24 protein-coding genes are annotated in these 25,796 nt (G+C 54.2%); all 24 read right to left on the reverse strand.

The window, feature by feature from the left end; all coding sequences use genetic code 11:
• Positions 1-204: 204 nt before the first annotated feature.
• A complete protein-coding gene (rpsO, locus tag KIH86_RS17090) occupies positions 205-474 on the reverse strand; it encodes a 30S ribosomal protein S15 (RefSeq protein ID WP_025335318.1) in 270 nt (89 codons plus the stop codon).
• 202 nt (positions 475-676) lie between these two features.
• The gene (locus KIH86_RS17095; protein ID WP_223087210.1) at positions 677-1,630 is read right to left on the reverse strand and encodes a bifunctional riboflavin kinase/FAD synthetase; all 954 of its coding nucleotides are present in this window, start codon (positions 1,628-1,630) and stop codon (positions 677-679) included.
• 120 nt (positions 1,631-1,750) lie between these two features.
• Positions 1,751-2,674 carry a tRNA pseudouridine(55) synthase TruB gene (truB, locus tag KIH86_RS17100; protein ID WP_223087206.1) on the reverse strand — a complete coding sequence of 308 codons (924 nt, stop codon included), beginning with the start codon at positions 2,672-2,674 and terminating at the stop codon, positions 1,751-1,753.
• Positions 2,671-3,648 carry a DHH family phosphoesterase gene (locus KIH86_RS17105; protein ID WP_223087204.1) on the reverse strand — a complete coding sequence of 326 codons (978 nt, stop codon included), beginning with the start codon at positions 3,646-3,648 and terminating at the stop codon, positions 2,671-2,673. Before KIH86_RS17105 ends, truB begins: the two co-directional genes overlap by 4 nt.
• Positions 3,649-3,664: 16 nt before the next feature.
• A complete protein-coding gene (rbfA, locus tag KIH86_RS17110) occupies positions 3,665-4,024 on the reverse strand; it encodes a 30S ribosome-binding factor RbfA (RefSeq protein WP_223087201.1) in 360 nt (119 codons plus the stop codon).
• A 19-nt stretch (positions 4,025-4,043) separates the two neighbouring features.
• Positions 4,044-6,626, reverse strand: a complete 2,583-nt coding sequence (gene infB, locus KIH86_RS17115) for a translation initiation factor IF-2 (RefSeq protein ID WP_407672300.1) — start codon at positions 6,624-6,626, stop codon at positions 4,044-4,046.
• Between the two features lie 55 nt (positions 6,627-6,681).
• The gene (locus tag KIH86_RS17120) at positions 6,682-7,005 is read right to left on the reverse strand and encodes a YlxQ family RNA-binding protein (protein WP_038696664.1); all 324 of its coding nucleotides are present in this window, start codon (positions 7,003-7,005) and stop codon (positions 6,682-6,684) included.
• Positions 6,998-7,309: an RNase P modulator RnpM gene (gene rnpM / locus KIH86_RS17125; RefSeq protein ID WP_223087197.1), complete on the reverse strand. Its 312-nt coding sequence runs from the start codon at positions 7,307-7,309 to the stop codon at positions 6,998-7,000. Before rnpM ends, KIH86_RS17120 begins: the two co-directional genes overlap by 8 nt.
• Before the next feature lie 24 nt (positions 7,310-7,333).
• On the reverse strand, positions 7,334-8,431 hold the full coding sequence (gene nusA / locus KIH86_RS17130; protein ID WP_223087195.1) for a transcription termination factor NusA: 1,098 nt from the start codon (positions 8,429-8,431) through the stop codon (positions 7,334-7,336).
• Positions 8,432-8,479: 48 nt separating this feature from the next.
• Positions 8,480-8,941, reverse strand: a complete 462-nt coding sequence (rimP, locus tag KIH86_RS17135) for a ribosome maturation factor RimP (protein WP_223087193.1) — start codon at positions 8,939-8,941, stop codon at positions 8,480-8,482.
• 428 nt (positions 8,942-9,369) lie between these two features.
• Positions 9,370-13,695 carry a PolC-type DNA polymerase III gene (locus KIH86_RS17140; protein ID WP_223087189.1) on the reverse strand — a complete coding sequence of 1,442 codons (4,326 nt, stop codon included), beginning with the start codon at positions 13,693-13,695 and terminating at the stop codon, positions 9,370-9,372.
• A gap of 181 nt (positions 13,696-13,876) precedes the next feature.
• Positions 13,877-15,325 carry a proline--tRNA ligase gene (proS, locus tag KIH86_RS17145; RefSeq protein ID WP_223087186.1) on the reverse strand — a complete coding sequence of 483 codons (1,449 nt, stop codon included), beginning with the start codon at positions 15,323-15,325 and terminating at the stop codon, positions 13,877-13,879.
• 64 nt (positions 15,326-15,389) lie between these two features.
• A complete protein-coding gene (gene rseP / locus KIH86_RS17150) occupies positions 15,390-16,664 on the reverse strand; it encodes an RIP metalloprotease RseP (protein WP_223087184.1) in 1,275 nt (424 codons plus the stop codon).
• A 101-nt stretch (positions 16,665-16,765) separates the two neighbouring features.
• Positions 16,766-17,905, reverse strand: coding sequence for a 1-deoxy-D-xylulose-5-phosphate reductoisomerase (locus KIH86_RS17155; RefSeq protein WP_223087181.1), 1,140 nt, complete (start codon positions 17,903-17,905; stop codon positions 16,766-16,768).
• Positions 17,906-17,929: 24 nt separating this feature from the next.
• A complete protein-coding gene (locus tag KIH86_RS17160) occupies positions 17,930-18,736 on the reverse strand; it encodes a phosphatidate cytidylyltransferase (RefSeq protein ID WP_223087178.1) in 807 nt (268 codons plus the stop codon).
• A gap of 20 nt (positions 18,737-18,756) precedes the next feature.
• Positions 18,757-19,524 carry an isoprenyl transferase gene (locus KIH86_RS17165; RefSeq protein ID WP_223087176.1) on the reverse strand — a complete coding sequence of 256 codons (768 nt, stop codon included), beginning with the start codon at positions 19,522-19,524 and terminating at the stop codon, positions 18,757-18,759.
• 79 nt (positions 19,525-19,603) lie between these two features.
• Positions 19,604-20,158 carry a ribosome recycling factor gene (gene frr, locus KIH86_RS17170; RefSeq protein WP_223087173.1) on the reverse strand — a complete coding sequence of 185 codons (555 nt, stop codon included), beginning with the start codon at positions 20,156-20,158 and terminating at the stop codon, positions 19,604-19,606.
• A complete protein-coding gene (gene pyrH, locus KIH86_RS17175) occupies positions 20,158-20,886 on the reverse strand; it encodes a UMP kinase (RefSeq protein WP_223087171.1) in 729 nt (242 codons plus the stop codon). Before pyrH ends, frr begins: the two co-directional genes overlap by 1 nt.
• 156 nt (positions 20,887-21,042) lie before the next feature.
• Complete coding sequence (gene tsf, locus KIH86_RS17180) at positions 21,043-21,693, reverse strand: translation elongation factor Ts (protein WP_223087168.1); 651 nt, start codon at positions 21,691-21,693, stop codon at positions 21,043-21,045.
• 103 nt (positions 21,694-21,796) lie between these two features.
• Complete coding sequence (gene rpsB / locus KIH86_RS17185; RefSeq protein WP_223087165.1) at positions 21,797-22,498, reverse strand: 30S ribosomal protein S2; 702 nt, start codon at positions 22,496-22,498, stop codon at positions 21,797-21,799.
• A 259-nt stretch (positions 22,499-22,757) separates the two neighbouring features.
• Complete coding sequence (locus KIH86_RS17190) at positions 22,758-23,450, reverse strand: endolytic transglycosylase MltG (protein ID WP_223087162.1); 693 nt, start codon at positions 23,448-23,450, stop codon at positions 22,758-22,760.
• Positions 23,447-23,998, reverse strand: a complete 552-nt coding sequence (locus KIH86_RS17195; protein WP_223087160.1) for a hypothetical protein — start codon at positions 23,996-23,998, stop codon at positions 23,447-23,449. Before KIH86_RS17195 ends, KIH86_RS17190 begins: the two co-directional genes overlap by 4 nt.
• A gap of 52 nt (positions 23,999-24,050) precedes the next feature.
• On the reverse strand, positions 24,051-24,362 hold the full coding sequence (locus KIH86_RS17200; protein ID WP_223087158.1) for a hypothetical protein: 312 nt from the start codon (positions 24,360-24,362) through the stop codon (positions 24,051-24,053).
• Between the two features lie 17 nt (positions 24,363-24,379).
• Positions 24,380-25,786 (reverse strand): DUF342 domain-containing protein, encoded by a 1,407-nt coding sequence (locus KIH86_RS17205; protein WP_223087156.1) that lies wholly within the window; start codon positions 25,784-25,786, stop codon positions 24,380-24,382.
• Positions 25,787-25,796: the final 10 nt, after the last annotated feature.

Genomic DNA, 25,796 nt, shown 5'->3' on the forward strand with positions numbered 1-25,796 from the left:
GATAACTGGGTTTGTTGCAAGCAAAAAGACGGCCCGGCCTTTCGCTACAGGGAAAAGCAGCCGTCTTCCTACGTCCAAATGGCCGCATACGAATTGCTAAATTTTTCCTTAATTTTCAAAAAGCAACCCAGCTGTCCCGCTGCCGCTTCTCGGAAGCACATACGGTAAACAACCAGGCTGCTTTCTTGGTAAACTTATGGATTATTAACGACGCAATCCCAGTTTCTCGATCAAAGCACTGTAACGCTGCACGTCTTTGTTCTTCAAATAAGCGAGCAGCTTACGGCGTTGACCTACCATCTTCAGCAATCCGCGACGGGAATGATGATCCTTCTTGTGCGTACGCAGGTGGTCGGTCAGATTAACGATGTTCTCCGTAAGGATAGCAATTTGCACTTCAGGAGATCCGGTATCGGATTCGTGAGTTTTGTGCTCGTCGATCAGTTGTTGCTTGCGTTCTTGAGTCAATGCCATCCTGTTCACCTCCTTCATTATAATCGCCTGTGGCCTCGTCACCGCCCGGTGACCTCGAATGACCAAGCCAAGGTTAGAGTTGCATGGGCTCGCCCGGCAACGTTAACCAGTATAGCACTATCAGGGACAAAAGTAAACGCGCAAAGCGGAAAGAATAGGAATGATTCCGTCATACGGTTTGACTGCGCCTGTGTCAGTATTTTTAGACTTTCTTATTCTTCAAAAGATTCTCTGCCGTCTCGGCATCCTGGCGGATCTGCGAGACGAGAGCGTCGATAGAGTCGAACTTGCGCTCTGGACGGATGAACTCGACGAGTTCTACCGTCATCTCCCGGCCGTACACATCTCCGGAGAAATGGAATAAATGCACTTCGAAGCTCGGTGCCGTCACGCCTTCATGAAAAGTCGGCTTCACACCGACATTCATGACGCCCGGCAGTACGTCGCCGTCCAGATGGGCAAGAACGGCATAGACGCCCTTGGCGGGGATGACGTACCGGTCTTCCAGCCGCAAATTGGCGGTAGGGAAACCGATTGTCCGGCCCCGCTGCTCGCCATGCTCCACCACACCGCGAAGATGATAGCAGCGCCCGAACCATAGATTGGCCAGCTCCATCGCGCCAGTCTGCAGAGCCCTGCGGATGCCGGAGCTGCTCACCTTCTCACCGTTCAATTGAAACGGAGCGACGGTCTCAACCTGCATGAAATCAAGGCCCAGCTCCCGAAGCTTGTCGGCGTCGCCCTCCCCCTTGTATCCGAAACGGAAGTCAAAACCGACAACCGCCATAATGATATTCAGGGGACGCAGCATATTGGCTACAAAATCCTCCGGGCTGACCCTGGAGAGCTGGTCGCTAAACTCAACGACATACATAATATCGACGCCCATTCCTTCGAGCAGCTTCGCTTTGTCGGCAGGGGGAGTCAAATACCCTTCATAGTCGCCTTTACCCATAACATCCTTCGGATGGGGGTAGAACGTGATTACTGCTGCGGGAACGCCTTCTTCGCGGGCTTTCGATACCGCAGCGGAAATGACGCTCGCATGTCCGCGGTGCAGGCCGTCAAACTGTCCGAGAGCGGCAATCTGCGGCTCCTGCGGGATTGCTTCCGCATTCCCGGGCGGCACCGGATAGGTTAACGTTACGGTTCTCACGCTGCATTCACCTGCATTTCACTGAAATAAATAGAAATAGTGCTGCCTGTTCATCCAGGCATTTATTAACGGAGAGCCGGGGGCTCCCTGGCGAGGACACAAGCCCTTTATGCTTCGCTCTTACTTCAGGCCAGTCTCCGAGAACACCTTCACGGGTACAATCGCCCCTGTCTCCTCGCGCTCATAAATGCCAAGAAAGACGCCCATCACGTCATATAGACGAATCGGGCCCTTCTCTTGTACTTCTGGATTGACTGCTCTTGCGGACAGACGCTGTCCCTGGAGCGCCGCCGCCCGCTTCTCGTCCGATACCGTGAAGGCAGGCATATGCGAGACGGCTTCATCCGCCGGAATCAGATAATCTTGAAGCGTTCCGTTCTGGCAGTGTTCAGCGATCTGTTCCAGCGTCAGGCATCGGTCCTCCCGGATACCCGCTGACATGGTTCGCTCAAGCCTGACCATTACGCCCGGAAGCGAAAGCGCATGTCCGATGTCCACGCACAGCGTACGGATATAAGTCCCTTTGGAGCAAAGCACCCGAAACGTAATATCGGGGTATTTGCCGTTTTGGACCATATCCAGCATTTCGATTTCGTAGATTTCGACTTCCCGGCTTTTGCGTTCCACCGTTTTGCCTTCCCGGGCAAGTTCGTAGAGCCGTTTGCCGCCAACCTTGACTGCGGAGTACATCGGAGGCGTCTGCGAAATAACGCCTTTAAATGTATTTAACGTCGTTCTTACTTCTTCCTCAGTGATATGAACCTCTTCTGCCGCTTCCGTGATGGTGCCCGTAAGGTCCTCCGTATCGCTTGACACGCCGAGCCTTAATGTAGCGACATACTCTTTGGGCAGCTCCTGAATGTACTCGACAACCCGCGTCGCCCGTCCAAGGCATAGCGGCAGTACGCCGGTAACCTGGGGATCGAGCGTACCGGTATGGCCGATCCGCTTCATTCCGAGCAGACGCCGCGCTTTGGCGACGACGTCATGCGAGGTAAAGCCTGCCGGCTTGTACACGGAAAGCACGCCTTCGTAGTCGCTCATAGAAGCCGGCTGACCTCCTTCACTACATGAGGAATCGCCTGTTCCAGAGGCAGATCAACCTTCGCTCCCGCGGCTCTTGTATGGCCGCCTCCACCGAAGGTCTGCGCAAGCGCCGCGACATTAACTTTGCCCGCTGACCGGAAGCTTACCTTGACCGCCTGGTCATGAATCACCTTGAACAGCATGCCGACTTCGACGCCCTGAATATTGCGAGGATAGTTCACAATCCCTTCAAGATCTTCATTGGCCGCCCCGCAATCCAGCATGTCCTGAGGCGTCACGCTGACCCAGGCAATGTCGCCGCCCGGCGACATCTGAAGCGTCTGGAGGGCGCGGCTCAGCACTTTCACCTGAGGGAAGGTCATTTCTTCAAGCAGCGTTTCCGCCAGCTCCGGACCGTTGACGCCGAGCGACAGCAGATCCGATGCGGCTTCCATCACCTTAGGGGATGTATTCGTATATCGAAAACCGCCGGTATCCGTTAGAAGTCCCGTGTACAAGGCGGTAGCAATGTCGAGGTTCCAGGCGATATCGAATGTCTTCAGGAGATCGTACAGGATTTCCGCCGTTGCGGCGGCGTCCGGTTTGATCAGCTGGACTGCTCCATACCCGTTATTGGTGGGGTGGTGATCGATATTGACGATGGATGCTTCCGGTTCGAAGTAGCGATGGGTCAGACCCACCCGCTGAAAATCGGCGCAGTCCACGCAGATGACGTTGCTGAAGGTGCGCTCCGGAGGATTGACCGACATATCGGCAATCTTGTCCGCTTCCCACAGATATCTCATGCGCGTTGGAATCGGCCCTTCATTGAGCATACTGTATTTCTTGCCCAGACATGAGAGAAGCCAGCCCACCGCTAGGGTTGAGCTGACTGCGTCTCCATCCGGCTGAATATGCGACACTACAAGAAAATCATCATGGTCCAGCAGAAATTGCTTCGTCTGCCGGAGACTTTGTTCATAGCTCTGCATTCGCCGTCTCCTTTAGTTATTCCTGTCTTTCATCCGGGCTGCCGATCTCACCCAGCAGCTTCTCGATCCGGCTGCCATATGCGACGGATTCGTCGAACTTGAAGATCAGCTCCGGCGTATGCCGGAGACGGATCGCCTTGCCAAGTTCCGTACGAAGGAAGCCGTTCGCCTTCTCGATCGCTTTGAGCGAAGCATTCTTCTGCTCATCGTCTCCGAAGACGCTCAAGTAGACTTTGGCCTGGGAGAGATCGTTCGTGACATCGACACCCGTTACGGTGACAAAGCCAACACGCGGATCTTTGAGTTCGCCCTGAATCAGCCGGCTCAGTTCTTTCTTGATCTGTTCGCCGACACGTCCGGCTCTAATTTTGGACATAGTTCTTCACCTCTTTAAGTTAGCGCTCCACGGTTTCCATGATGAACGCTTCGATGATGTCGCCTTCCTGGACATCATTATAGCGTTCCAATGTAATGCCGCATTCATAACCCTGCGCCACTTCCTTCGCATCATCCTTAAAGCGTTTCAGGGAGTCGAGCTTGCCCTCGAACACGACGATGCCGCTGCGGATGACGCGTGTCTCCGCGTTCCGCGTGATTTTGCCGTCCGTAACCATACAACCGGCAACAGCTCCCACCTTGCTGATCTTGAAGACGTTGCGCACTTCGGCGTGTCCGATAACGCTCTCCTTGTACACCGGCTCCAGCATGCCCTTCATGGCTTGCTCGATCTCTTCGATGACATTGTAGATGATGTTGTGCAGACGGACATCGACCTTCTCCTGCTCCGCAGCAGCCTTCGTCTGGGTGTCAGGACGGACGTTGAAACCGATCACGATGGCATTGGAAGCAGCAGCCAGCGTAATGTCGGATTCGGTGATGGCGCCTGCACCGCTGTGAATGATCTTGACGCGCACGCCTTCCACTTCAATCTTGGCAAGGGAGCTCTTGAGCGCTTCGACCGAACCCTGTACGTCGCCCTTGATGATGACGTTAAGATCCTTGATCTCGCCCTCTTTGATATGCTTGAACAGATCATCCAGCGTTACGCGGCTGTTCGTGTTGAGCTCGGATTGGCGCTGCGTAATTGCGCGCTTATCGGCGATTTGACGCGCCTTCCGCTCGTCCTCGAACACCATGAACGGATCGCCGGCCTGCGGCACTTCCGTCAAACCTGTAATTTCGATCGGAGTGGAAGGTCCGGCTTCCTTCAGTCTGCGTCCCTTGTCGTTCACCATAACGCGGACGCGTCCGAAACAGTTGCCGGCAACGAAGGCGTCGCCTACCTTCAGCGTACCGTTCTGTACGAGAATGCGGGCAACCGGACCGCGGCTCTTATCCAGCTCGGCTTCGATGACGGTACCGCGCGCCCGTTTGTCCGGGTTCGCCTTGTACTCGTTAACTTCTGCAACGAGCAGAATCATTTCGAGCAGGTCTTCAAGCCCGATGCGCTGTTTGGCGGACACATTAACAAAGATCGTGTCGCCGCCCCACTCTTCCGGAACAAGCTCATAGTTGGTGAGTTCCTGCTTCACGCGGTCGGGGTCTGCACCCGGCTTGTCAATTTTGTTGACCGCTACGATGATCGGAAGCCCGGCAGCTTTGGCGTGATTGATCGCTTCAACCGTCTGCGGCATAACGCCGTCGTCGGCCGCTACGACGATAATGGTCATATCGGTAACCTGTGCTCCGCGTGCCCGCATCGCCGTAAAGGCTTCGTGACCCGGAGTATCGAGGAACGTTATTTTCTTATGATTGATTTCGACCTGATAAGCGCCGATATGCTGGGTAATGCCGCCTGCCTCGCCGCTTGTAACATTCGTCGAACGAATAGCGTCGAGCAGGGTTGTTTTACCATGGTCGACGTGACCCATGATCGTAACAACAGGAGGACGGGCCTTCAGGTCTTCCGGAGCGTCATTCTCTTCAACCGTCTCGAAGCGGTCTTCCTCTACCGGAATCTTCACTTCGACTTCAACGCCGAACTCGCCGGCGAGCAGTTGAATCGTGTCGATGTCAAGCTCCTGATTGATGGTAGCCATTACGCCCATCAGAATGAGCTTCTTGATAACCTCGGAAGCATCCTTGTGCAGCAGCTTGGCGGTCTCGCCGACCGTCATATTGCCGCGGACGATAATCTTCTTCGGCGTATTGTCGATCTTCTCGCGGCGTTCCGTCTGCTGCTGGTATCTGCCGCCGCGCTGGTTCTTGCCGCCGCGTCCGTTATTCCGGAAGCCTCCGCTCTTGCCGTCTTCAAAACGCTTCTGGCCTCCGCCACCGCCGGAACGGTTCTTGTTCCGGTCGCCGCCGCGGTTGAAGTCTCCGCCCTGCTGGGAACGGCTGTCACCTGTGCGCGGTGCTCCGCCTTGTCCCTGTGGACGGTTTCCGCCGCCGCCGAAGCCGCCTTGACGCTGGCCTCCGCCTTGTCCCTGCGGACGGCCTTCGCCCTGGCGCGGTGCTCCGCCTTGTCCTTGCGGACGACCGCCGCTGTTCTGGCGCGGTGCTCCGCCCTGTCCTTGCGGACGGCTTTCGCCCTGACGAGGTGCTCCGCCCTGTCCCTGCGGACGGCCTTCACCCTGACGAGGTGCTCCGCCTTGTCCTTGCGGACGGCCGCCGCTCTGGCGCTGTGCCCCGCCTTGTCCCTGCGGACGCTGCTGAACGGAGCCGGATTGAGATCTGCGGGAATCTTGCCCGCTTTGAGGTCTAGACGACATGGTCGATTGGTTTTGATTTGATTTGTTCATACCTACCTGCTTTTCTGTTTGATTTTTGTTGTTGCCCGGAGCATCTGCAGTTGCAGTGGCCGATTGCTGGACCGGACGGCCTCCGCTGGCGTTCTCCCTTTTCGCCGCCGCATTGCTCTTAATATCCTTAAAGAACTGTTCCACCTTCGATACGGCGTCATTCTCCATAACGCTCATATGATTATTCACCGGAACGTTCAATCGTTTCAGGATTGTTATAATTTCCTTGCTGCTCATGTTCAGCGATTTGGCATATTCGTAAACACGCAGTTTATCCTTGTTGTCTTGTTGTTTAGTCAATCATTCCACCTCCGACATTGTCTCCGAGCTGCTTGGAGATCATTTCCGCGAATCCCTTATCCGTGACCGCCAGAACGACGCGTCCGTCTTTTCCGATTGAGGCTCCAAGCAAATCCCGGTTGAATTCGATCACGAGCGGAATATTGTAGGTCCCGCATTTGTCGCGGAATTTCTTCTGGGTATTATCCGAAGCGTCTCCCGCCAGGAGAACAAGCTTCGCTTCCGCCGAACGGACCGCTTTCAGCACGCTTTCTTCGCCGGTCACCACTTTCCCGGCCCGCATCGCGAGACCGAGATTCGACAACGCCCTACTCATCGTCATCCGCAGCTTCCTTGGCGGCCAAAAACTGCTCCTCCACAGAGATAAAATCACGGGCCAGCTGCTCGTAGATTTCCTGGCTTACAGGCACCTTAAGCGCCCGGTCCAGCGCCTTGGTCTTCTGAGCGAGCTTGAAGCATTCCAGCTTACCGCAAATATAAGCACCGCGGCCTGACTTCTTGCCGGTCAGATCAATCAGCACTTCTCCACCCGGCGTTCTAACGATTCGGATCAGCTCTTTCTTCGGCATCATTTCCTGACTAGCGACGCATTTGCGCAGCGGCACTTTTTTCTGTTTCATCTACAGCCACCCGCCTTCTAAAAATTAATCGATGGAGACGGAATCCTGATGCATTTCGTCGCTGGACGTTTTGGTTCTGCCGAATTCCTGCTCCGCCTGAGTCTCGCTCTTGATATCGATCTTCCAGCCCGTCAGCTTGGCAGCAAGACGCGCGTTCTGCCCTTTGATCCCGATAGCAAGCGACAGCTGGTAATCAGGCACGATCACGCGGGCCATCTTCTCAGCCTCGAACACTTGGACTTCCAGAACCTTGGAAGGACTGAGCGCATTCGCCACATATTCCTCCACGGATTCCGAATAGCGCACGATATCGATTTTCTCGCCGCGCAGCTCCGTTACGATCGTCTGGACACGCATGCCGCGAGGACCGACGCAGGAGCCCACCGGGTCCACTTCGGTATTGCGTGAATAGACGGCGATCTTGGAGCGGAAGCCCGCTTCCCGGGCCACGGACCGGATCTCGACGACTCCGTCGAAGATTTCCGGAACTTCAAGCTCGAACAAGCGCTTCAGGAGCCCCGGATGCGTGCGGGACAGCAAAATTTGCGGACCTTTGGTCGTGTTCTCAACCTTGGTGATATAGGCCTTGATCCGCTCGCCATGCTTGAATTTCTCACCCGGCATCAGCTCGTTCAGCGGAAGCACCGCTTCGATCTTGCCAAGGTCGACATATACATTGCGAAGATCCTGGCGCTGCACGATACCGGTTACGATATCCTCTTCCTTATCGATAAACGCGTTGTAGATCAGCCCCCGTTCCGCCTCGCGGATGCGCTGCGTCACGACCTGCTTGGCCGTCTGGGCGGCGATGCGTCCGAAATCTCTCGGCGTTACTTCAAGCTCGGCCACATCCTCCAGCTGAAAATGCGGATTGATCTCGCGTGCTGCCGGAAGGGAAATCTCGGTGCGCGGATCCAGCACCTCTTCCACGATCAGCTTGCGCGCATACACCTTGATGACGCCAGTGTTGCGGTTCATATCGACGCGAACGTTCTGTGCGGCGTTGAAATTGCGTTTGTAGCTGGAGATCAGCGCCGCCTCAATCGCCTCGAACAGCACATCTTTGCTGATGCCTTTCTCTCTCTCCAGTTCATTCATAGCTTCGATAAAATCCATACTCATGAAAAATCCGGTCCCCCTTTCAAAACGTAAACAAGAAGTTTCAATTCTTTAGAAAATAATGGCCAATCTCGCGCTGGCGACTTTGGCGTACGGAACGACATGCTGTTTTTTGCCTGCGGAGATGAGCATTTCCCCGTCCTCGAACGAAAGAAGCCGGCCTTCAAATTCCTTCAGGCCCCCGATCGTCTCATAGGTGGTGACGAATACATCCTTGCCTACAGCCTTGCTCACTTCCTCCGCCTTCTTAAGCGGACGTTCGGCCCCCGGAGAGGATACCTCCAGGAAATAGGCGCCCGGAATCGGGTCGTTCTCGTCCAGCTTTGCGCTGAGGTGCTCGCTGATAACTCCGCAGTCGTCGATATCGATGCCGCCATCCTTGTCCACGAATATGCGGAGGAAGAAGTTGGAGCCTTCCTTCACATATTCGACATCCACCAGTTCGAATCCATTTTCGTCCAGATAGGGTTTCAGCATCGTTTCAACTGTGTCCTTGATTTTGGGTGCGCTCAAATACAACTAACCTCCACGTACTTGTCTTATGCTCTATGCAAGGATAAACGCCTGAGGGCATCATACAGACACCAGGCGTTTAGCGAGAAATATAAGGCTTTTAATAAGCAAAACGCTTATAAATTCTTATATTTCAATAAGAAACGGCTGCGCCGCCATCCGGCCATAATCAGGGTGCGGCATGCTGCGGCGTTGTTGCCGTCAGGGCTTCCCGTAGCCTGGAAGCACGGCAGAAACGTCCGTGTACCATCCGCTTCCCGTTAAAATATAAGATATCTCATAAGCGGGACGCTTATAACTCTTATATTTCAAAGATAAAGAGTGGGTTTCCCCACTCTCTGCGCAACGGATCTTATCTCATTATTACCAGAAAAATTATACCATAGCCTTACATCACTGACAAGTGCCGGCCCTTTACTCCCGTTCTCCTAGAAGAGGGATAACTGGTTGCTCTCCGGAAGTCCGCGGAAGCAGCCCATATTGGTCAAGAGTTCGACAATTGTCTTGCTCGCCTTGGACTTCTGCTGGAAGTCCTCGATCGACAGGAACTCACCCGCATCCTTCGCGGCCGCGATGTTCTTCGCAGCGTTCTCGCCGATCCCCGCCAGCGCGGAGAACGGTGGAATCAAGCTCTCGCCATCGACCGTAAACTTGGTCGCATCCGACCGGTACAGGTCCAGAGGCTTGAAGGTAAAGCCCCGCGCCGTCATTTCCAGCGCCATCTCCAGAATCGGAAGCAGCGCCTTCTCCTTCGGCAGCGCCTGGAACCCTTTGGCTTCGATCTCGATGATTGCCTTCAGAATGGCGTCGTAGCCCTGACAGCATAATTCGATGTCGAAATCGGCCGCCCGGACTGAGAAATAGGTCGCATAGTACTCGATCGGACGATAAAGCTTGAAGTAGGCGGTCCGAACGGCGGAAATAACGTAAGCCGCAGCATGCGCCTTCGGGAACATGTACTGGATCTTGAGGCAGGAATCGATATACCAGGCCGGAACCTTGCATTTCTTCATTTCCTCGATCCACTCCGGCGTAAGCCCCTTGCCCTTACGAACGCTCTCGGTAATTTTGAAGGCCAGGCCCGCGTCCATGCCGGCTTTGTAGATCAGATAGAGCATGATATCGTCGCGGCAGCCGATAACGGTCTTGATGTTGCAGGTGCCGTTCTTGATCAGTTCCTGGGCATTGCCGAGCCAGACGCCCGTTCCGTGGGACAGACCGGAAATCTGTAGAAGGTCGGCAAAGCTCGACGGCTTGGATTCGATGAGCATCTGGCGAACGAACTTCGTGCCCATCTCCGGCACTCCGTAGGTGGCGACCGGCGTCCGGATTTGCTCCGGGGAAACACCGAGCGATTCCGTGGAATTGAACATACTCATAACCTTTGGGTCGTTCATCGGAATAGTCGTCGGGTCGATGCCAGTCAAATCCTGAAGCATACGCATCATAGTCGGATCGTCATGCCCCAGAATATCGAGCTTCAGGAGGTTCGAGTCAAATGCGTGATAATCAAAATGGGTTGTCTTCCATTCGGCATTGACATCGTCGGCCGGATACTGCACCGGGGTGATGTCCTCAACTTCCATATAATCCGGAACGACGACAATCCCGCCCGGATGCTGGCCGGTGCTTCGTTTGACACCCGTGCAGCCTGCGGCCAGACGCTGAAGCTCCGCTCCCCGCCAGCGTTTGTGATGGTCTTCCTCGTATTTCTTGGCGAACCCGTACGCCGTCTTCTCGGCGACGGTTCCGATCGTGCCGGCACGGAAGACACTCTTCTCGCCGAACATGACCTTCGTGAAATTATGCGCCTCCGGCTGGTACTCGCCGGAGAAGTTAAGGTCGATATCGGGGACCTTGTCTCCCTTGAAGCCGAGGAATGTCTCGAAGGGGATGTCCTGGCCTTCTCCCTTCATGGGCTGCCCGCAATCCGGACACAGCTTGTCCGGAAGGTCAAATCCGCTCGGCACGCTGCCGTCGAGAAACCATTCGCTGTGCCGGCACTCGGAGTTGCGGCAAATATAGTGTGCCGGCAGCGGATTAACCTCGGAGATGCCGAGAAACATTGCGACGACGGATGAACCGACGGAGCCCCGGGAGCCGACGAGATAGCCGTCGCGGTTCGATTTTTTAACAAGCCGCTCCGAGATCAGATAGTTGGCCGAGAAGCCGTATTTGATGATCGGCGCCAGCTCCTTTTCCAATCGGGCAGTTACGACCTCGGGCAGTTCCTCGCCGTAAATCTCTCTCGCCGTCCGGTAGCAGGTCTCGCGGATCTCTTCGTCCGCCCCTTCGATGTTCGGGGTGAACAGCTCGCTCGGAAAGAGCGGGTATTCCTCGAAGCGTTCGGCCAGCTCCACCGTGTTCGTGACAACGACTTCCATTGCCTTCTCGGAGCCGAGGAACGAGAATTCCTCCAGCATCTCCTCCGTGGTCCGGAAGTGAGCGTCAGGCTTGCGCTGATCCTTAAGCGGGCTGAAACCGGTGATGCCGTGAATCGTAATATCGCGGAACAGCTTGTCGCGCGGCTCCAGGTAATGCACATTCCCGGTTGCGATTACCGGCTTGTTCAATTTCTCCCCGATCTCGCAAATCCGTCTGACGACATCCCGCAGTTCCTCGGGGCTGGCGACGAATCCTTTGTCCACCAGATGCATGTACATCGTCAGCGGCTGGATTTCCAGCACATCGTAGAACTCGGCGACCTCTATCGCCTCTTCAACCGTTTTGTTCAGCACCGTCTCGAAGAACTCGCCGCGCTCGCATCCCGAGATAACGAGAAGACCGTCGCGCAGCTCTGTCAGTTTCGACTTGGGAATGCAGGGAACCCGTTTGAAGTATTCCGTATGCGACATTGAAATCAGCTTGTACAAATTCTTCTTCCCTGTTGCATTGAGCGCATAAATCCCGCAGTGGAACGGACGGGTATTGGACAGATCGGTGCCGACATAGTCGTTGAGCCGGTCCAGCATCGTCAGTCCCTTCAGCTTCTCGGCGTCGGCCAGCAGCCCGTTCAGGATTCCTCCGAGCGCAACGGTATCGTCAACCGCCCGGTGATGGCTCTCCAGCAGCACCTTGTATTTGTCGGCCAGTGTGTTCAGCCGGTGATTCTTCATCGTCGGATGCAGCAGACGGGCAAGCTCCAACGTGTCCAGAAACGGATTCGGCAGCACCTGCCGTCCGTACTTGAGCAGCGAGGCCTGGATAAAGCCCATATCAAACCGCGCGTTGTGCGCAACCAGGACGCCATCACCGATAAATTCGACGAACTCGTCAAGAACCGGCTCCAGATCGGGAGCATCCTTGACCATTTCATCCGTGATGTTGGTCAGCTGCTGGATATGATATGGAATTTTCTCATGCGGATTAACGAAGGTTGAATACCTATCGATTTCTTGGCCGCCCTGCATCTTCACGGCCGCAAGCTCCGTTATGTTGTTGCGGGTAATCGACAGACCGGTGGTCTCGATATCGAATACGATATAAACTGCATCCTTCAGCGAAATCGGCAGCGGATTCTCGACGACGTTGACTGCATCGTTAACTACATTCGCCTCGACGCCGTACAGCATCTTGATCCCGTTCTTCTTGGCCGCTTTGGCGGCGTCAGGGTAGCATTGGACCCCGCCGTGATCGGTAACCGCGATAGCCGGATGTCCCCATTTGGCAGCTGTCTTGATATAAGCATCTACCGGTGACACAGCATCCATCGTGCTCATCGTAGTATGAAGATGAAACTCTACCCGTTTGTTGGCGGCATTGTCCTTGCGAGCAGGAGGAGCCACCACTTCAGACAGGTCTGATGGGATCATCACCAGCTCCGGTGTCTGCATGAAACGGTCGTATTCCACTCGCCCGCGGGCCTTGACCCATTTGCCGTTGGCCAGCTGGCTCATGATCTTCAGGTCATCCTTGGTCTTCGCGAACATCTTGATCTGCAATGAGTCGGTAAAGTCGGTCAGATTATAGGTGAACAGCGTGCTGCCGTTGCGCAGCTCTTTGGTGTCCAGGCCAAATATCGTTCCCTGAACGGCGATCTTCTTCTCTTCATCCTGGATTTCGATAATCGGAACCGGCTGGTCCTTGATCTCATAACCCACCTGAAGCGGAACAGCTTCTTCATCACCGCTGTCTCCCGCCGGAAGCTCGGCCTCCATCGCGGTCATCATCTGTTCGATAAATTCCCGCTGCTCCTGCTGGAGCTTCTGCTGGAATTCCTCGAACTCTTCTGCCTTGTTCTCCTTCTCTTCCAGCAGAATTTTGACGTTCAGCCGCAATCCGAAATATTTCTCATAGAATTTGACGATCGCGCCGTCGATGCCCTTCTTCTTCGCCAGATCCAGCGACATCTGGTCGCCCATCTTGAGCAGCAGATTCTCGCCTTGAAGCTCCTGATGAGACCGGGTAAGCCAGCCGTTGACCGAAGGGATTTCACGGTGAACCCACTCCAGGAACAGGCCCCAGTATTCCTGAACAATATCGGAACGGCTCACCTGATCCTCATACAGGAACAAAAAGCCGACCTTCGCGATATGCTGAAGCCGCTCCCGCATGCGGACGCAGAACGTCCGGTAAGCCTGTGCGGGCACAAGAGTCGGCTTCGCCACGACGATCATCCAGTCCCGATTGCCTCTGCTGATCTCGACCCGTTCGATATAACCGTCGAGGAAATAGGGATCGACCAGCGCGGGCGGCACTTCTCCCTGCTTCATGAGCAGCTCGAATCGTTTTCTTTTCTCCTCGCTAAATGCCATGCTTCCCCCACCTTTACATTCCCCGATAAAGCGAGGTCTATGCTGATGCATATAGGCAGGGCAAGCTTCTGAGGCTTATCCCTGCCTATATAGGTAATTGCGTCCGGTTATCTCCTGCAACTTCACAATCTATCTCTATGTTAATCGAAATCCGGATTCCCTTCCAGGGTCCCCGGCACTTTTAATAGGCTTTGGCAAAAACCACCGTATGCTGCGCCGGCTTGCCGCAGCAAATACAGGTGCTCTTCGTCTCGGCTGGCTCGAACGGAATGTTCCGGCTCGTCGCGCCGGTCTCTTCCTTCACTTTTGCCTCGCAGGCATCGTCGCCGCACCAGCCGGCCAGCGCAAAGCCGCGTTTCTCTTCCATCTCGTTCTTCAGCTCGTCCATCGTGTCTGCGGAATAGAAATGCTCTTCGCGGAATTTCAAGGCACGCTCATACATTTCCTGGTGAACCTGTTCCAGCATCTCTTTCACTTCTTCTATGAGGCGGTCCTGCTGGACAACTTTCTTCTCGCCGCTGATCCGTGATACGAGCACGCAGACGCCGTTCTCCATATCGCGGGGTCCAAGCTCCAGTCTCACCGGTACGCCGCGCATTTCATACTCATTGAACTTCCAGCCTGGCGTTACATCGGTACGATCGTCCACACGGACGCGGACACCGGCTGATTTCAGTTCCTTGAACAGTTCATCCGTGCGGGCCACAACCGCCTCGCGCGTCTTCGGCGGTCCGATCGGAATCATGATCACCTGGGTCGGGGCTACCTTCGGAGGCAGCGCAAGGCCGCGGTCATCACCGTGAACCATGATCATGGAACCGATCATTCGGGTGCTTGTTCCCCATGAAGTCGTATGCACATATTCAAGATTATTCTCGCGGCTTAAGTATTGGATGTCAAAAGCGACTGCAAACTTGGTGCCGAGGTAATGGGATGTGCCCGCCTGCACGGCTCGTCCGTCCTTCATCATCGCCTCGATCGAGAAGGTGTCCACCGCTCCGGCGAAGCGCTCGGAAGGCGTCTTCTGTCCCGTGATGACCGGAATCGCCAGATAGCCTTCTACGAAATCGCGGTAGACTTCCAGCATCCGCATCGTCTCTTCGCGGGCTTCCTCTTCGTTCTCATGGGCCGTATGGCCTTCCTGCCACAGGAATTCACTCGTCCGAAGGAACGGAAGCGTCCGCTTCTCCCAGCGCACCACGTTCGCCCACTGGTTGATCAGAACCGGAAGATCGCGGTAGGATTGAATCCATTTGGAGTACATATGGCCGATCATCGTCTCTGAAGTCGGACGAATTGCCAGACGCTCTTCCAGCTTATCTCCGCCGGCTTCCGTTACCCACGGAAGTTCCGGATTGAAGCCTTCGACATGCTCCTTCTCTTTCTGGAAAAAGCTCTCGGGAATGAACAGCGGGAAATAGGCGTTCCGGTGTCCTGTTTCTTTAAAGCGCCGGTTCATCTCTTCCTGGATATGCTCCCAGATTTCAAATCCGTCCGGTTTGAACACGATACAGCCGCGGACCGGGGAGTAGTCCATAAGGTCCGCTTTCTTGATCACATCGATATACCAACGCGAGAAGTCTTCGCCCTGCGGCGTAATTTCCGTAACAAATTGCTTGTCTTTAGCCATATAATGGTATTCCTCCCGTTAATAAGCCCTGCCCGGCAATCAACCGGACAAGGCCGAAGCAATATTAGCCGCTGATGAGCCGCAATATATCGTTGTACGTTACGGCAATCATCAGAAGAAAGAGCATAGCGAAGCCTACGAAATGAACCATTCCTTCCCTTCCGGGATCAATAGGCTTGCCGCGCAGCGCCTCCACTCCGAGAAAGACGAGACGGCTGCCGTCAAGCGCCGGAATCGGCAGAAGGTTGAAAATACCAAGATAGAGACTGAGTATCGCCGTCCAATGGGTGAGGTAGACGATGCCCTGCTGGGCAATCCGCCCTGTAAGCTCCATCGTTCCGACGGGTCCGCTCAAATCATTCATGTTGAAATTGTTGATTAGCTGACGGAATCCGAGGAAGATTTGTTCTGTCGTATCCACCATCATTTTTCCAGACAGCGTGAAGGTCTCTCCTATCCCGGCGTCCCTTGTCGGAAGCATCGGACTTATACCGACCTTACCGCCCTCCTGACCTTCCATCGTACGCGGCGTCATTGTGACTGTAAAAGTCTCGTCTCCACGCTTGATCGTCCATTCCATCGGTTTGCCCTTGGACTCGGAAGTCAGATCGATCATCTTCTGATAATCGGCGCCGATCTTCTTGCCGTTAATCGAATCGACAATATCGCCCTTCTGCAGACCTGCCGCTTCGGCGGGCATTCCTTTGGACACATCGCCTACGACCACATAAGTAGGATTCTCTACGGCGACTCCCGCCATCTGGATATAGATGCCGAACAGGATAAAGGCAAGCAGGAAGTTCATGACCGGACCTGCAAGAATGGCAATCGCACGCTGGCCGACCGTTTTGCTGCCGAACTGCCGGTCTCGCGGCGCAATCTGAATCTGCTGGCTGCCTTTGACCATCATCGCCTGCGGATGTACGGAATAAGTCTCGACCTCGCCGTCAACGTCCAGACGGATCTGCAGATCATCTTCCAGATCGACATATTGGGCCTCACCCCGGATCACATTGCGGCGGGTGTCCAGCTGATCCAGATAGATGCTCTTAATGACTTTGCCTTCCCCCAGCCGGACCGCAATGGTCTGGCCGGACGATATTTCCACAATCTCCGGATCCTCGCCTGCCATACGGGCATAGCCGCCGAACGGCAGAAGCCGCAGGGTAAATTGGGTCTCTCCCCTTTTATACGAGAACAGTTTCGGACCGAAACCGATAGCAAACTCCCGCACCAGGATACCGGCTCGTTTGGCGAAGTAATAATGCCCCCATTCATGCACGGTAACCAGGACAAAAAACATGAGCACCGTCAAAAAGACGATTCTAACCATTTCCATGTTTGGCAACCTCCTTCTGGTGAAAGACCGAAGTATGTCCTTTTAATTTATCATTATTCTCCGATCCGGCACAAGAGAATCAGCCAAGCCCTGTCAATTTGTTAAAGTTGCTCCGCAAGCCTCCGGATGCTCCGGTCGCATTCCTCGATTTCCTCGAGATTCGGGTTAAGAACAGGCGTATGTCCGGCAATCGCCTTCTCCAGAATTTCTTCGATGTGGAGAAATGAAATTTCACGGCGCAAAAAGCGCGCTACTGCAATCTCATTCGCCGCGTTGAACACCGTCGTCGCCGTTCCGCCCATTTTGCCGCATTCGATCGCCAGTCTCAGCGCCGGGTAACGTTCAAAATCCATCTCGCGAAACGTCAGTTGCCCCGCCTGTGCAAGCGACAGCCGCTGAGCCGGAGAAGGCAGTCTCTTCGGATACGTCAATGCATATTGAATCGGCACTCTCATGTCGGGATTGCCTAACTGAGCGATGATGCTGCTGTCCTTGAATCCTACAAAGGAGTGAACCACGCTCTCCGGATGCAGCAGTACGTTGATCTGCTCATAGGGGAGACCGAACAGCCAGTGGGCTTCAATCACCTCTAGACCTTTGTTGACCATGGTTGCCGAATCAATTGTGATCTTGGCGCCCATGGACCAATTCGGATGCCGGAGCGCATCTTCAACCGTTACCCCTTGCAGCTGGTCCCTCGTCCGGTCGCGGAAGGAACCGCCCGAAGCGGTTATCGTAATGGAATCAATATCGTCACGGTCTTCACCGTTCAGACATTGAAATATCGCAGAATGCTCGCTGTCGATCGGCAGCAGAGATACTCCTTTTCGCCGCACGGCTTCCGTAACCAGATGACCCGCCGTAACCAGAGTTTCCTTATTGGCCAGGCCAACATCCCTTCCCGCATCGATAGCGGCCAGGGTGGAACGAAGACCAACGCTGCCCACGACCGCCGTCACAACATAATCCGCGTCTCCTCCGGCGGCAATTTCCGCAAGTCCTTCCTCACCGTAATACAGCTTGGTGTTGCCAGGGATCTCCGGACGAATTTGCTCGGCAAGCTCACGGCTGGCAACGGATACACGGCGCGGCTTTAAGCGTTTGATCTGTTCCAGGAGCAATGCGGTATTGCTGCCTGCCGCCAGCCCGTCCACCTGAAAGCTCTCCGGATGAAGGGCCACTACATCAAGCGTCTGCGTCCCGATAGAGCCCGTAGAGCCTAAAATGCTAAGTTTCTTCAAGGAACGCGCACCTTCTTTCTCTCGCTATTGATAATACGGCAGCAGCGTCAGGATATGTATAAACGGAAAGACGATGATCCAGCTGTCGCAGCGGTCCAGGATACCGCCGTGTCCCGGGAGCAGCGTACCCGAATCCTTGATGCCGTATACTCTTTTATACGCCGATTGCACGAGATCTCCCAGCTGCCCGACGACCGCACTGACCAGGCCGATCATAATCGATTGACCAAAGGTCAGCAGACCTGAAGAAAGTGCTGCAAAGATCACGGCAATAACGATAGAGATAAGAACGCCTCCGGCTGCACCTTCCACGGTTTTGTTGGGACTGATCGCAGGCCACAGCTTGTTCCGGCCAATCGCTTTTCCCACGAAATAGGCGCCGGCATCACTGCCCCAAATGCAGCACAACAACAAGAAGGTCCAGAACAGGCCGTGTCCGTCAGGAGCGGACCGGGATACCGCCATATAGGAAAAACCGGTTCCTATGTATAGCGCACCGATGAACAGCATCGCTGCTATGCGAATATCGGTTTTATTCTTGGAGAACACTGTAATGCACAGGAACAGAAACATGAGCAGCCACACCCCTTGTACCCAGGTTAAAGGTACGGACATGTCGAGCTTCTCCCATGGAATCATAAAGCCAAGCACCGCAGCATACCCGAGAACCGCGCTTCCACTCTTAATCGAGAGGCCGGTCATTTTGACGAATTCATAATAGCCGATCAATGCCATCGCGGTCAGCAGGAGCTGGAACCACCATCCTCCGAGGAGGCATAGTCCCAAGAACAAGGCTCCGGCCACCACTCCGGTTATCAGTCGCTGCTTCAAACTTCCTCACTCCTACCTCGCTACTTAAGCCCGCCGTACCGGCGCGAGCGCCGCTGGTATTCGGCTACAGCCTGCAGCAGATGCTCCCTGCCGAATTCCGGCCAGTAGATATCGGTAAACCATAGTTCGCTGTATGCCAGCTGCCACAGCATAAAGTTGCTGAGCCGCATTTCACCGCTCGTACGAATCATCAAATCGGGATCGGGCAATCCGCCGGACAGCAGTCGGCTGTCAATCAATTGGGAATTGATATCATCAGGACTTAGCTTGCCTTCCGCTACTTCAATCGCCAATTCCCGCATGCAATCCTCGATTTCTTTGCGTCCGCCGTAATTCAGGGCAAAATTCAGAATAAGACCGGTATTCTTCTCCGTTCGCTGCACCGCTTCTTCCATCGCCTTGCGGGTATAGGACGGCAGTGCATCGCTGTCTCCCATCACTCTAACCTGGACATTCTTCTCAATCAACTCATCCAGTTCAATGGCTAGAAATTCCACCGGCAGGCGCATCAGAAAATCGACCTCTTCCTTGGGCCGCTTCCAATTCTCTGTTGAAAAAGCATACATCGTTAAAAACTCGATCCCCAACTCGTCAGCGGCAATCGTTGTGCGCTTGACCGCCTTCATGCCATTCTGATGGCCGACAATGCGGGGCAATCCGAGCCGTTTGGCCCAGCGACCGTTGCCATCCATGATGATGGCCACATGCCGGGGAATATTGTCCGGTGAAATTTCGACCGGCTGCTGCCGATCTTCCCGGCCCAGCCAAGATTGAACCCGTTTGATCATTACCGTTTCCTCCATCTTTGCTTGCGAGAAAGAGACAAACCCCACCAATTGAGGAGGGGCCTTGATCTTTTGCGCTATCTTATACTTCCATGATTTCTTTTTCTTTGGCCAGGAGTACTTTTTCGACTTCGGCGATGAACTTGTCCGTGGTCTTCTGGATATTCTCCTGATGTCCGCGGGACTCGTCTTCCGAGATGCCGTTCTTCTCCAGCTTCTTGATCTCGTCGTTGGCGTCGCGGCGGATGTTGCGGATGGCAACCTTTGCTTCTTCGCCAAACTTCTTCGTCAGCTTGACAAGCTCGCTGCGGCGCTCTTCCGTCAGCGCGGGAATCGACAAGCGAATTGTCGTGCCATCATTGGCCGGTGTCAGTCCGAGATCGGATTTCATGATTGCACGCTCGATATCGTTCAACGACGATTTATCCCATGGCTGGATCAGCAGCGTACGGGAATCCGGCGTATTGATGTTAGCCAGCTGGTTGACCGGAGTCGGCGCTCCGTAGTATTCCACTTGAATACGGTCGAGCAGCGACGGGGTCGCACGTCCGGCGCGCAGAGTCGCCAGGTCGCGTTTAAGCGACAAAATCGCTTTCTCCATGCGTTCTTCGGCGTTTTTCTTGACCGATTGCGGCATTATTCTACACTCCCTTTAACAATCGTTCCGATGCGTTCACCCAGAACGACTCGTTTGATGTTGCCCTGTTCCGTGATTGCGAACACGATAAGCGGGATATTGTTGTCCATGCAGAGAGAGGAAGCTGTGGAATCCATGACTCCCAGATTCTTGTTCAGCACATCCAGGTAGGTCAGCTGATCGTACTTCTCGGCGGTACTGTCCTTGAACGGATCAGCGGAGTAGACTCCATCCACCTTGTTCTTCGCCATCAGAATGACTTCCGCTTCGATTTCGGCTGCACGAAGCGCTGCCGTCGTATCGGTAGAGAAGAAAGGATTGCCTGTACCCGCTGCAAAAATGACAACGCGGCCCTTCTCAAGATGTCGGATGGCACGGCGGCGAATATAGGGTTCCGCGATTTGCTGCATGGAGATCGATGTCTGTACGCGAGTCGGCACGCCGCTCTGCTCCAAAGAATCCTGCAGGGCCAGCGAATTCATAACCGTTGCCAGCATGCCCATATAGTCGGCGGTCGCCCGGTCGATGCCGCTTGCACTACCGGCGATCCCTCGCCAAATATTGCCGCCGCCGCATACGATGGCAACCTGCACGCCTAGCTCGACAACTTCCTTCACCTGCTCGGCGATCGAGGTGATTGTATCCGCATCGATGCCATAACCGTTTTGTCCTGCCAGCGATTCACCACTTACCTTGAGGACTACCCTTTTAAATACCGGCTGTTCCAATTGTATACCCTCACTTTGCAAGGTGCCTTGAAGGGCCCCAGGTTGATCGTGCTTTTCTGCTCTTTGCAAAAGACGGAACACCATTTGCCCGTGTTCCGCTCTTGAAAGTTTAAGCCATATATACGGTAAGTCACGGCAGCTGCCGCGGCGCCGATATTATTGTTTCACTTGAGCCATAACTTCTTCTACGAAGTTGTCAACCTTCTTCTCCAGGCCTTCGCCCAGCTCGTAACGGACAAAGCGGCGGATGGAGATGTTCTCGCCGATCGTGCTGATCTTCTCATTGAGCAGGTTGGAGATCGTCTTGTCGGGATCTTTGATGAAGGCTTGCTCCAGCAGGCAGTGCTCTTCGTAGAACTTGTTGATGCGGCCTTCTACCATTTTCTCAATAATTTTCTCAGGCTTGCCCTCGTTCAGAGCTTGAGCCTTCAGGATTTCCTTCTCCTTCTCTACTTCTTCAGCCGGAACTTCTTCACGGCGAACGAAGCGAGGAGCTGCCGCTGCGATCTGCATGGCGATGTCGCGAGCGAAATCTTTGAATTGATCGGTCTTGCCGACGAAGTCGGTCTCGCAGTTAATTTCTACCAGCACGCCGATACGGCCGCCGGCATGGATGTAGGACTCGACAACGCCTTCGGTTGCAGCGCGTCCGGCTTTGTTGGCCGCTGCGGAAAGGCCTTTTTCGCGAAGAATTTCAATGGCTTTCGTCAGATCGCCATTTGCTTCTTCCAGAGCCTTTTTGCAATCCAGCATGCCGGCGCCGGTTCTTTCGCGAAGCTCTTTAACGGATTTTGCATCTACTGCCATGATTTAATCCCTCCAGATATTTTAAAAAAGGGCGGTGAGAAGGTTATCCACCTGCCAACCACCCTTTTCATTTAATTTCTTATTTCAGCACAGATCCGCTAGATTAAGCGGAAGTTGTGTCTTCACCTTGGTGAGCTTCCACAACCGCGTCGGCCATTTTGCCTGTCAGCAGCTTAACGGCGCGGATTGCGTCGTCGTTGCCCGGAATGACATAATCGATTTCATCCGGATCGCAGTTCGTGTCAACGATAGCTACAATCGGGATACCCAGTTTGCGGGCTTCGGCAACAGCGATACGCTCTTTGCGAGGATCGATGATGAACAGGGCGCTTGGAAGGCCCTTCATGTTCTTGATGCCGCCCAGGAACTTTTCCAGACGATCCTTCTCTTTGCGGAGAATGATGACTTCCTTCTTAGGCAGAACTTCGAATGTGCCGTCCACTTCCCAAGCTTCCAGCTTCTTCAGACGGTCGATCCGTTTCTGAATGGTCTGGAAGTTAGTCAGAGTGCCGCCCAGCCAGCGCTGGTTGATGAAGAACATGCCGGAACGTTCGGCTTCTTCTTTAACCGAGTCCTGTGCTTGTTTCTTTGTTCCGACGAACAGGACGGTACCGCCTTCTCCTGCTACACTCTTAACAAAGTTGTAAGCTTCTTCTACTTTCTTGACTGTCTTCTGCAGGTCAATAATGTAGATTCCGTTTCTTTCAGTGAAGATATAACGATCCATTTTCGGGTTCCAACGACGAGTCTGGTGACCGAAGTGTACCCCAGCTTCAAGAAGCTGTTTCATGGAGATTACTGCCATCTTCACACACCTCCTAGGTTTGGTTTATTGTGTGTCCCTCCGCCGGCTTCATCTTGCAGCAAGACTTTCTTCGAAAGAAAGCACCGCTTGCTGTAATCAGTCGACGTGTGTTTTAACACCGTCAATTAATATATCATAAGACCCGGGTAGGATGCAACTTCCAAGTGAACGTTTTTTGTCAGATTCCGTAATTCGCCGTCGGAGCCGGGAAGAGAACGAAACACCGCCCATGTGGGCGGTGTTCAGATAAGCCTACGCACTATTCTTTGATCGTGATCAGCTGCTCAATGATGGAATCCAGGCTTTGCCCGGGTTTAAAATTATATAATCCATACTGGATTCTTCGTTGAATCTGACGGTTGCCCGCAGCAATCAAGAAAGCATCCTTGTCTTTGATCACTCCGGCACCGGCTAGCAGATCGGCCACCTGGCTAAGTGTAACGCCGCTTGGGATGCGGAGGATAATGTTGGCGGAAGCCGGATTGGACGCGGCTGGTGCTGACGGCGCTACCGCTTTTGTGGGAGCCGCGGCAGACGATGCCGGTTTCTTCGCCGGCGTTGACGGTTTCGACGGCGCAGACGGAGAAGATGCTTGGACAGGCGCCGAAGGAGCTGCTCCTTGCAGCGAAGACTTGGTTCCTTGGGCAGAAGGCGCTGTCGTCGAAGATGGCGCCGGAGTTGCCGTCGGTTGTGGCGCAGTGCCGGCTTCAGCTGCTTCCTGAGTATTCTCCGGTCGAGGCGAACCATCCACGTCGCTCTGGGTCTTCCACTCTTCCTCTGTCATCAGCTTCTCGGAGGCGTCCGAGACCTTCAGATTCTGTCTGGCCGCTTCCTGAATAATCTGGCTCTTACTGGGAGTAGACATGCCTGCTGATATCATCAGCTGCAGCAACAGAGCTCCGAATACCAGCCCCGTGCCGAGACCAATCCAAAAGGAACGATTCTTGATCACACCGATTCCTCCTGCTTGGCCAATTGCAGAATCAATTGAATCTCGCCGCTCTGCATCCCGGTCTTCTTGGCGATAGCATCGATGGACTTGCCTTCCTCATGCAGCTCGAACAGCTGAGGATAACGAAGCTTGATCGTACTGACCGGCTTGGTCTTCGGTTCCGTCTCTTGATCCTTGTCCTCCGATCCTTCGCGCGGAGCCGGACCGGAAATCGCCAGCTGGAGAAGGCCATTCTCCGTTGCGGCTGTCCGGTTCTCAAGCTGGGCAATCCGGTGATGAAGGGAGTCCAGCTGGCCCTTCAGCTCACCAATCTGCTCCTGAAGGCTTGCCTGATTATTCTGGGTCTGATTCTTGATCGAACCCAATACATCCATCAGTTCCCGGTTCTCCCGCTCGACGTCGGCCATATAGAGCTCAAGAGCCGCCTCCACTTCCTTAACGGTCTGCTTATCACCGCCGCTCTCCTTATTCCGGTTACGGGAGGGTAACAAGAGCGCATACACCAAAGCACATCCGCCTAGCAGAACAATATACCCCCATGGTTGCACGTGTCTTTCTCCTTTAATTCATTTAGATGTTGTCTAACCCGGTTTGCCCGTATCAGAGCTTGAGGTCGATATTGTGGCCTTTATACGGATGCTCGGCTTCCCGGTCCTTGGCCTCTTCTTTGGCATTACCGTGCTGCTGACCCTGTCTTTCGCCTCGGCCGCGGCGGCCGTCGTCCCTAATGGCTGACTCCGCGGTCTCGTCCACTTCGGTGCTGCGCTGTCCCATCTCCTGGGATTTCTTAACATTCTGATCAGCTAACACCTGCTGCTCCTGGGCCGTGCGGTTAAAGAGATTCTGCTGATCCCTGCCAATCTCCGTCGTTTTCGGCACCGCGACTTGCAATTCAACCGGTCTGAAGCTCACGGCAATCCCCTCCCGTTTTACACATTCGGGCTCATGCTAATATCTCCGCCTGCGAAACGGAAGGTAACCCGTTCCGCCGTATCCTTAACAAACTTCGTATATCGACCGATCACAATTTTGGAACCGCCGTAGATCGTTCGCACAACCTCTACTTTGGCTCGGTCCGTATTTTCCAGCACCTGTTCAATCTCCAGAATACGTTCACGGATGCGCGCTTGCTCTTTTTGCTGCGACTGTTTGGTGGCGTTAAGCTTAATGCGCATGGCCACTTTGTCCGGTCCGAGAGTACCGCTCGCCGCCAGCTGGTCCAGAAGGTGAAGCGCCTTAGTTGTCTTGTCATCATTCTCAATAAGAACCCGAAGCTGTGTCCGAAGCTCGTTCATTTCGTTGCGCAGCTCAGGCAGCACTCCGACCTCAATGGCTGTTGCAGTCGACATCGTATTGCCAATTGTTCTTGCCACGACCTTTTCTCCAGCCTGAACGGTGCCGCCAACAATAAATCCTTTGGGCCCGTTGCAGAGCACATTTCGGCCTGCTCTTACATTGGAGTGCATGATGCTCTGCGACACGATAATATCCTGACCGGCATTAACATTTCCATCCTGAACGAACGAGACCTTAACGTCCATGCCGGCGCTGACCATTCCCTTGTTGTACCCGATAATGCCGCCCGTAATCTCAATGCTGCCTCCGGCACTCAGCTCGGCTCCCTCGACACCACCTACTACACGGATATCACCAGCCGATTTGACCGTAAATCCGGAGAGCACATTGCCCCGAATCACGACTGTGCCGACAAAATCGATATTGCCGGTCGTATAGTCCACATCGCCTTTCACTTCATATAACGGAAACACATTAACCTTGCCGTTATCCGTCAAAGACACCAGACCGTCAAGCGCCGAATACATCGACGTTTCTTCCTGATCAACTACAACGTTCTTGCCCACCTTGAAGCGGGCGGCCTTTCCGGGCTTGGCCGATATTGGATCACCAGTAACCGACACACCGGGTTCCCCGGCTTCCGGAAGAATAAGCGATGCAATCAACTGGCCCTTGCGTACATTATTGAGACGAATCAGATCCTTGTAGTCCACCCTGCCGTCAGCTTTTTCCAAAGGTCTCAAGCCGTCGTCTTCCATATTAAAGTGCAGATCCACTCTGCCGTCATTTCCATGGTGCGGAGGTCTTCCAAGCGCAATCGTAACCTTGCCGGACATGTATTCCTCCGGATGATTGACGAAACGATCGATAATCTCCCACTGGATGCCGTAACGCACATTATTTTTCTCTAAAAAAGCACCCATCTCGTCAACCGTACAGGAAAAACCTTCCTCCCGCTTAAAGAACTCCAGATAGGCTGTATCTTTGTCCTCCGAAAAGCTGATATTGAAATAATCGTTCAGTGCAGAATGGACGACCATTTTCCCCCTC

Source organism: Paenibacillus sinensis, assembly GCF_019904155.1.
GTDB classification, from domain to species: domain Bacteria; phylum Bacillota; class Bacilli; order Paenibacillales; family Paenibacillaceae; genus Paenibacillus_AQ; species Paenibacillus_AQ sinensis.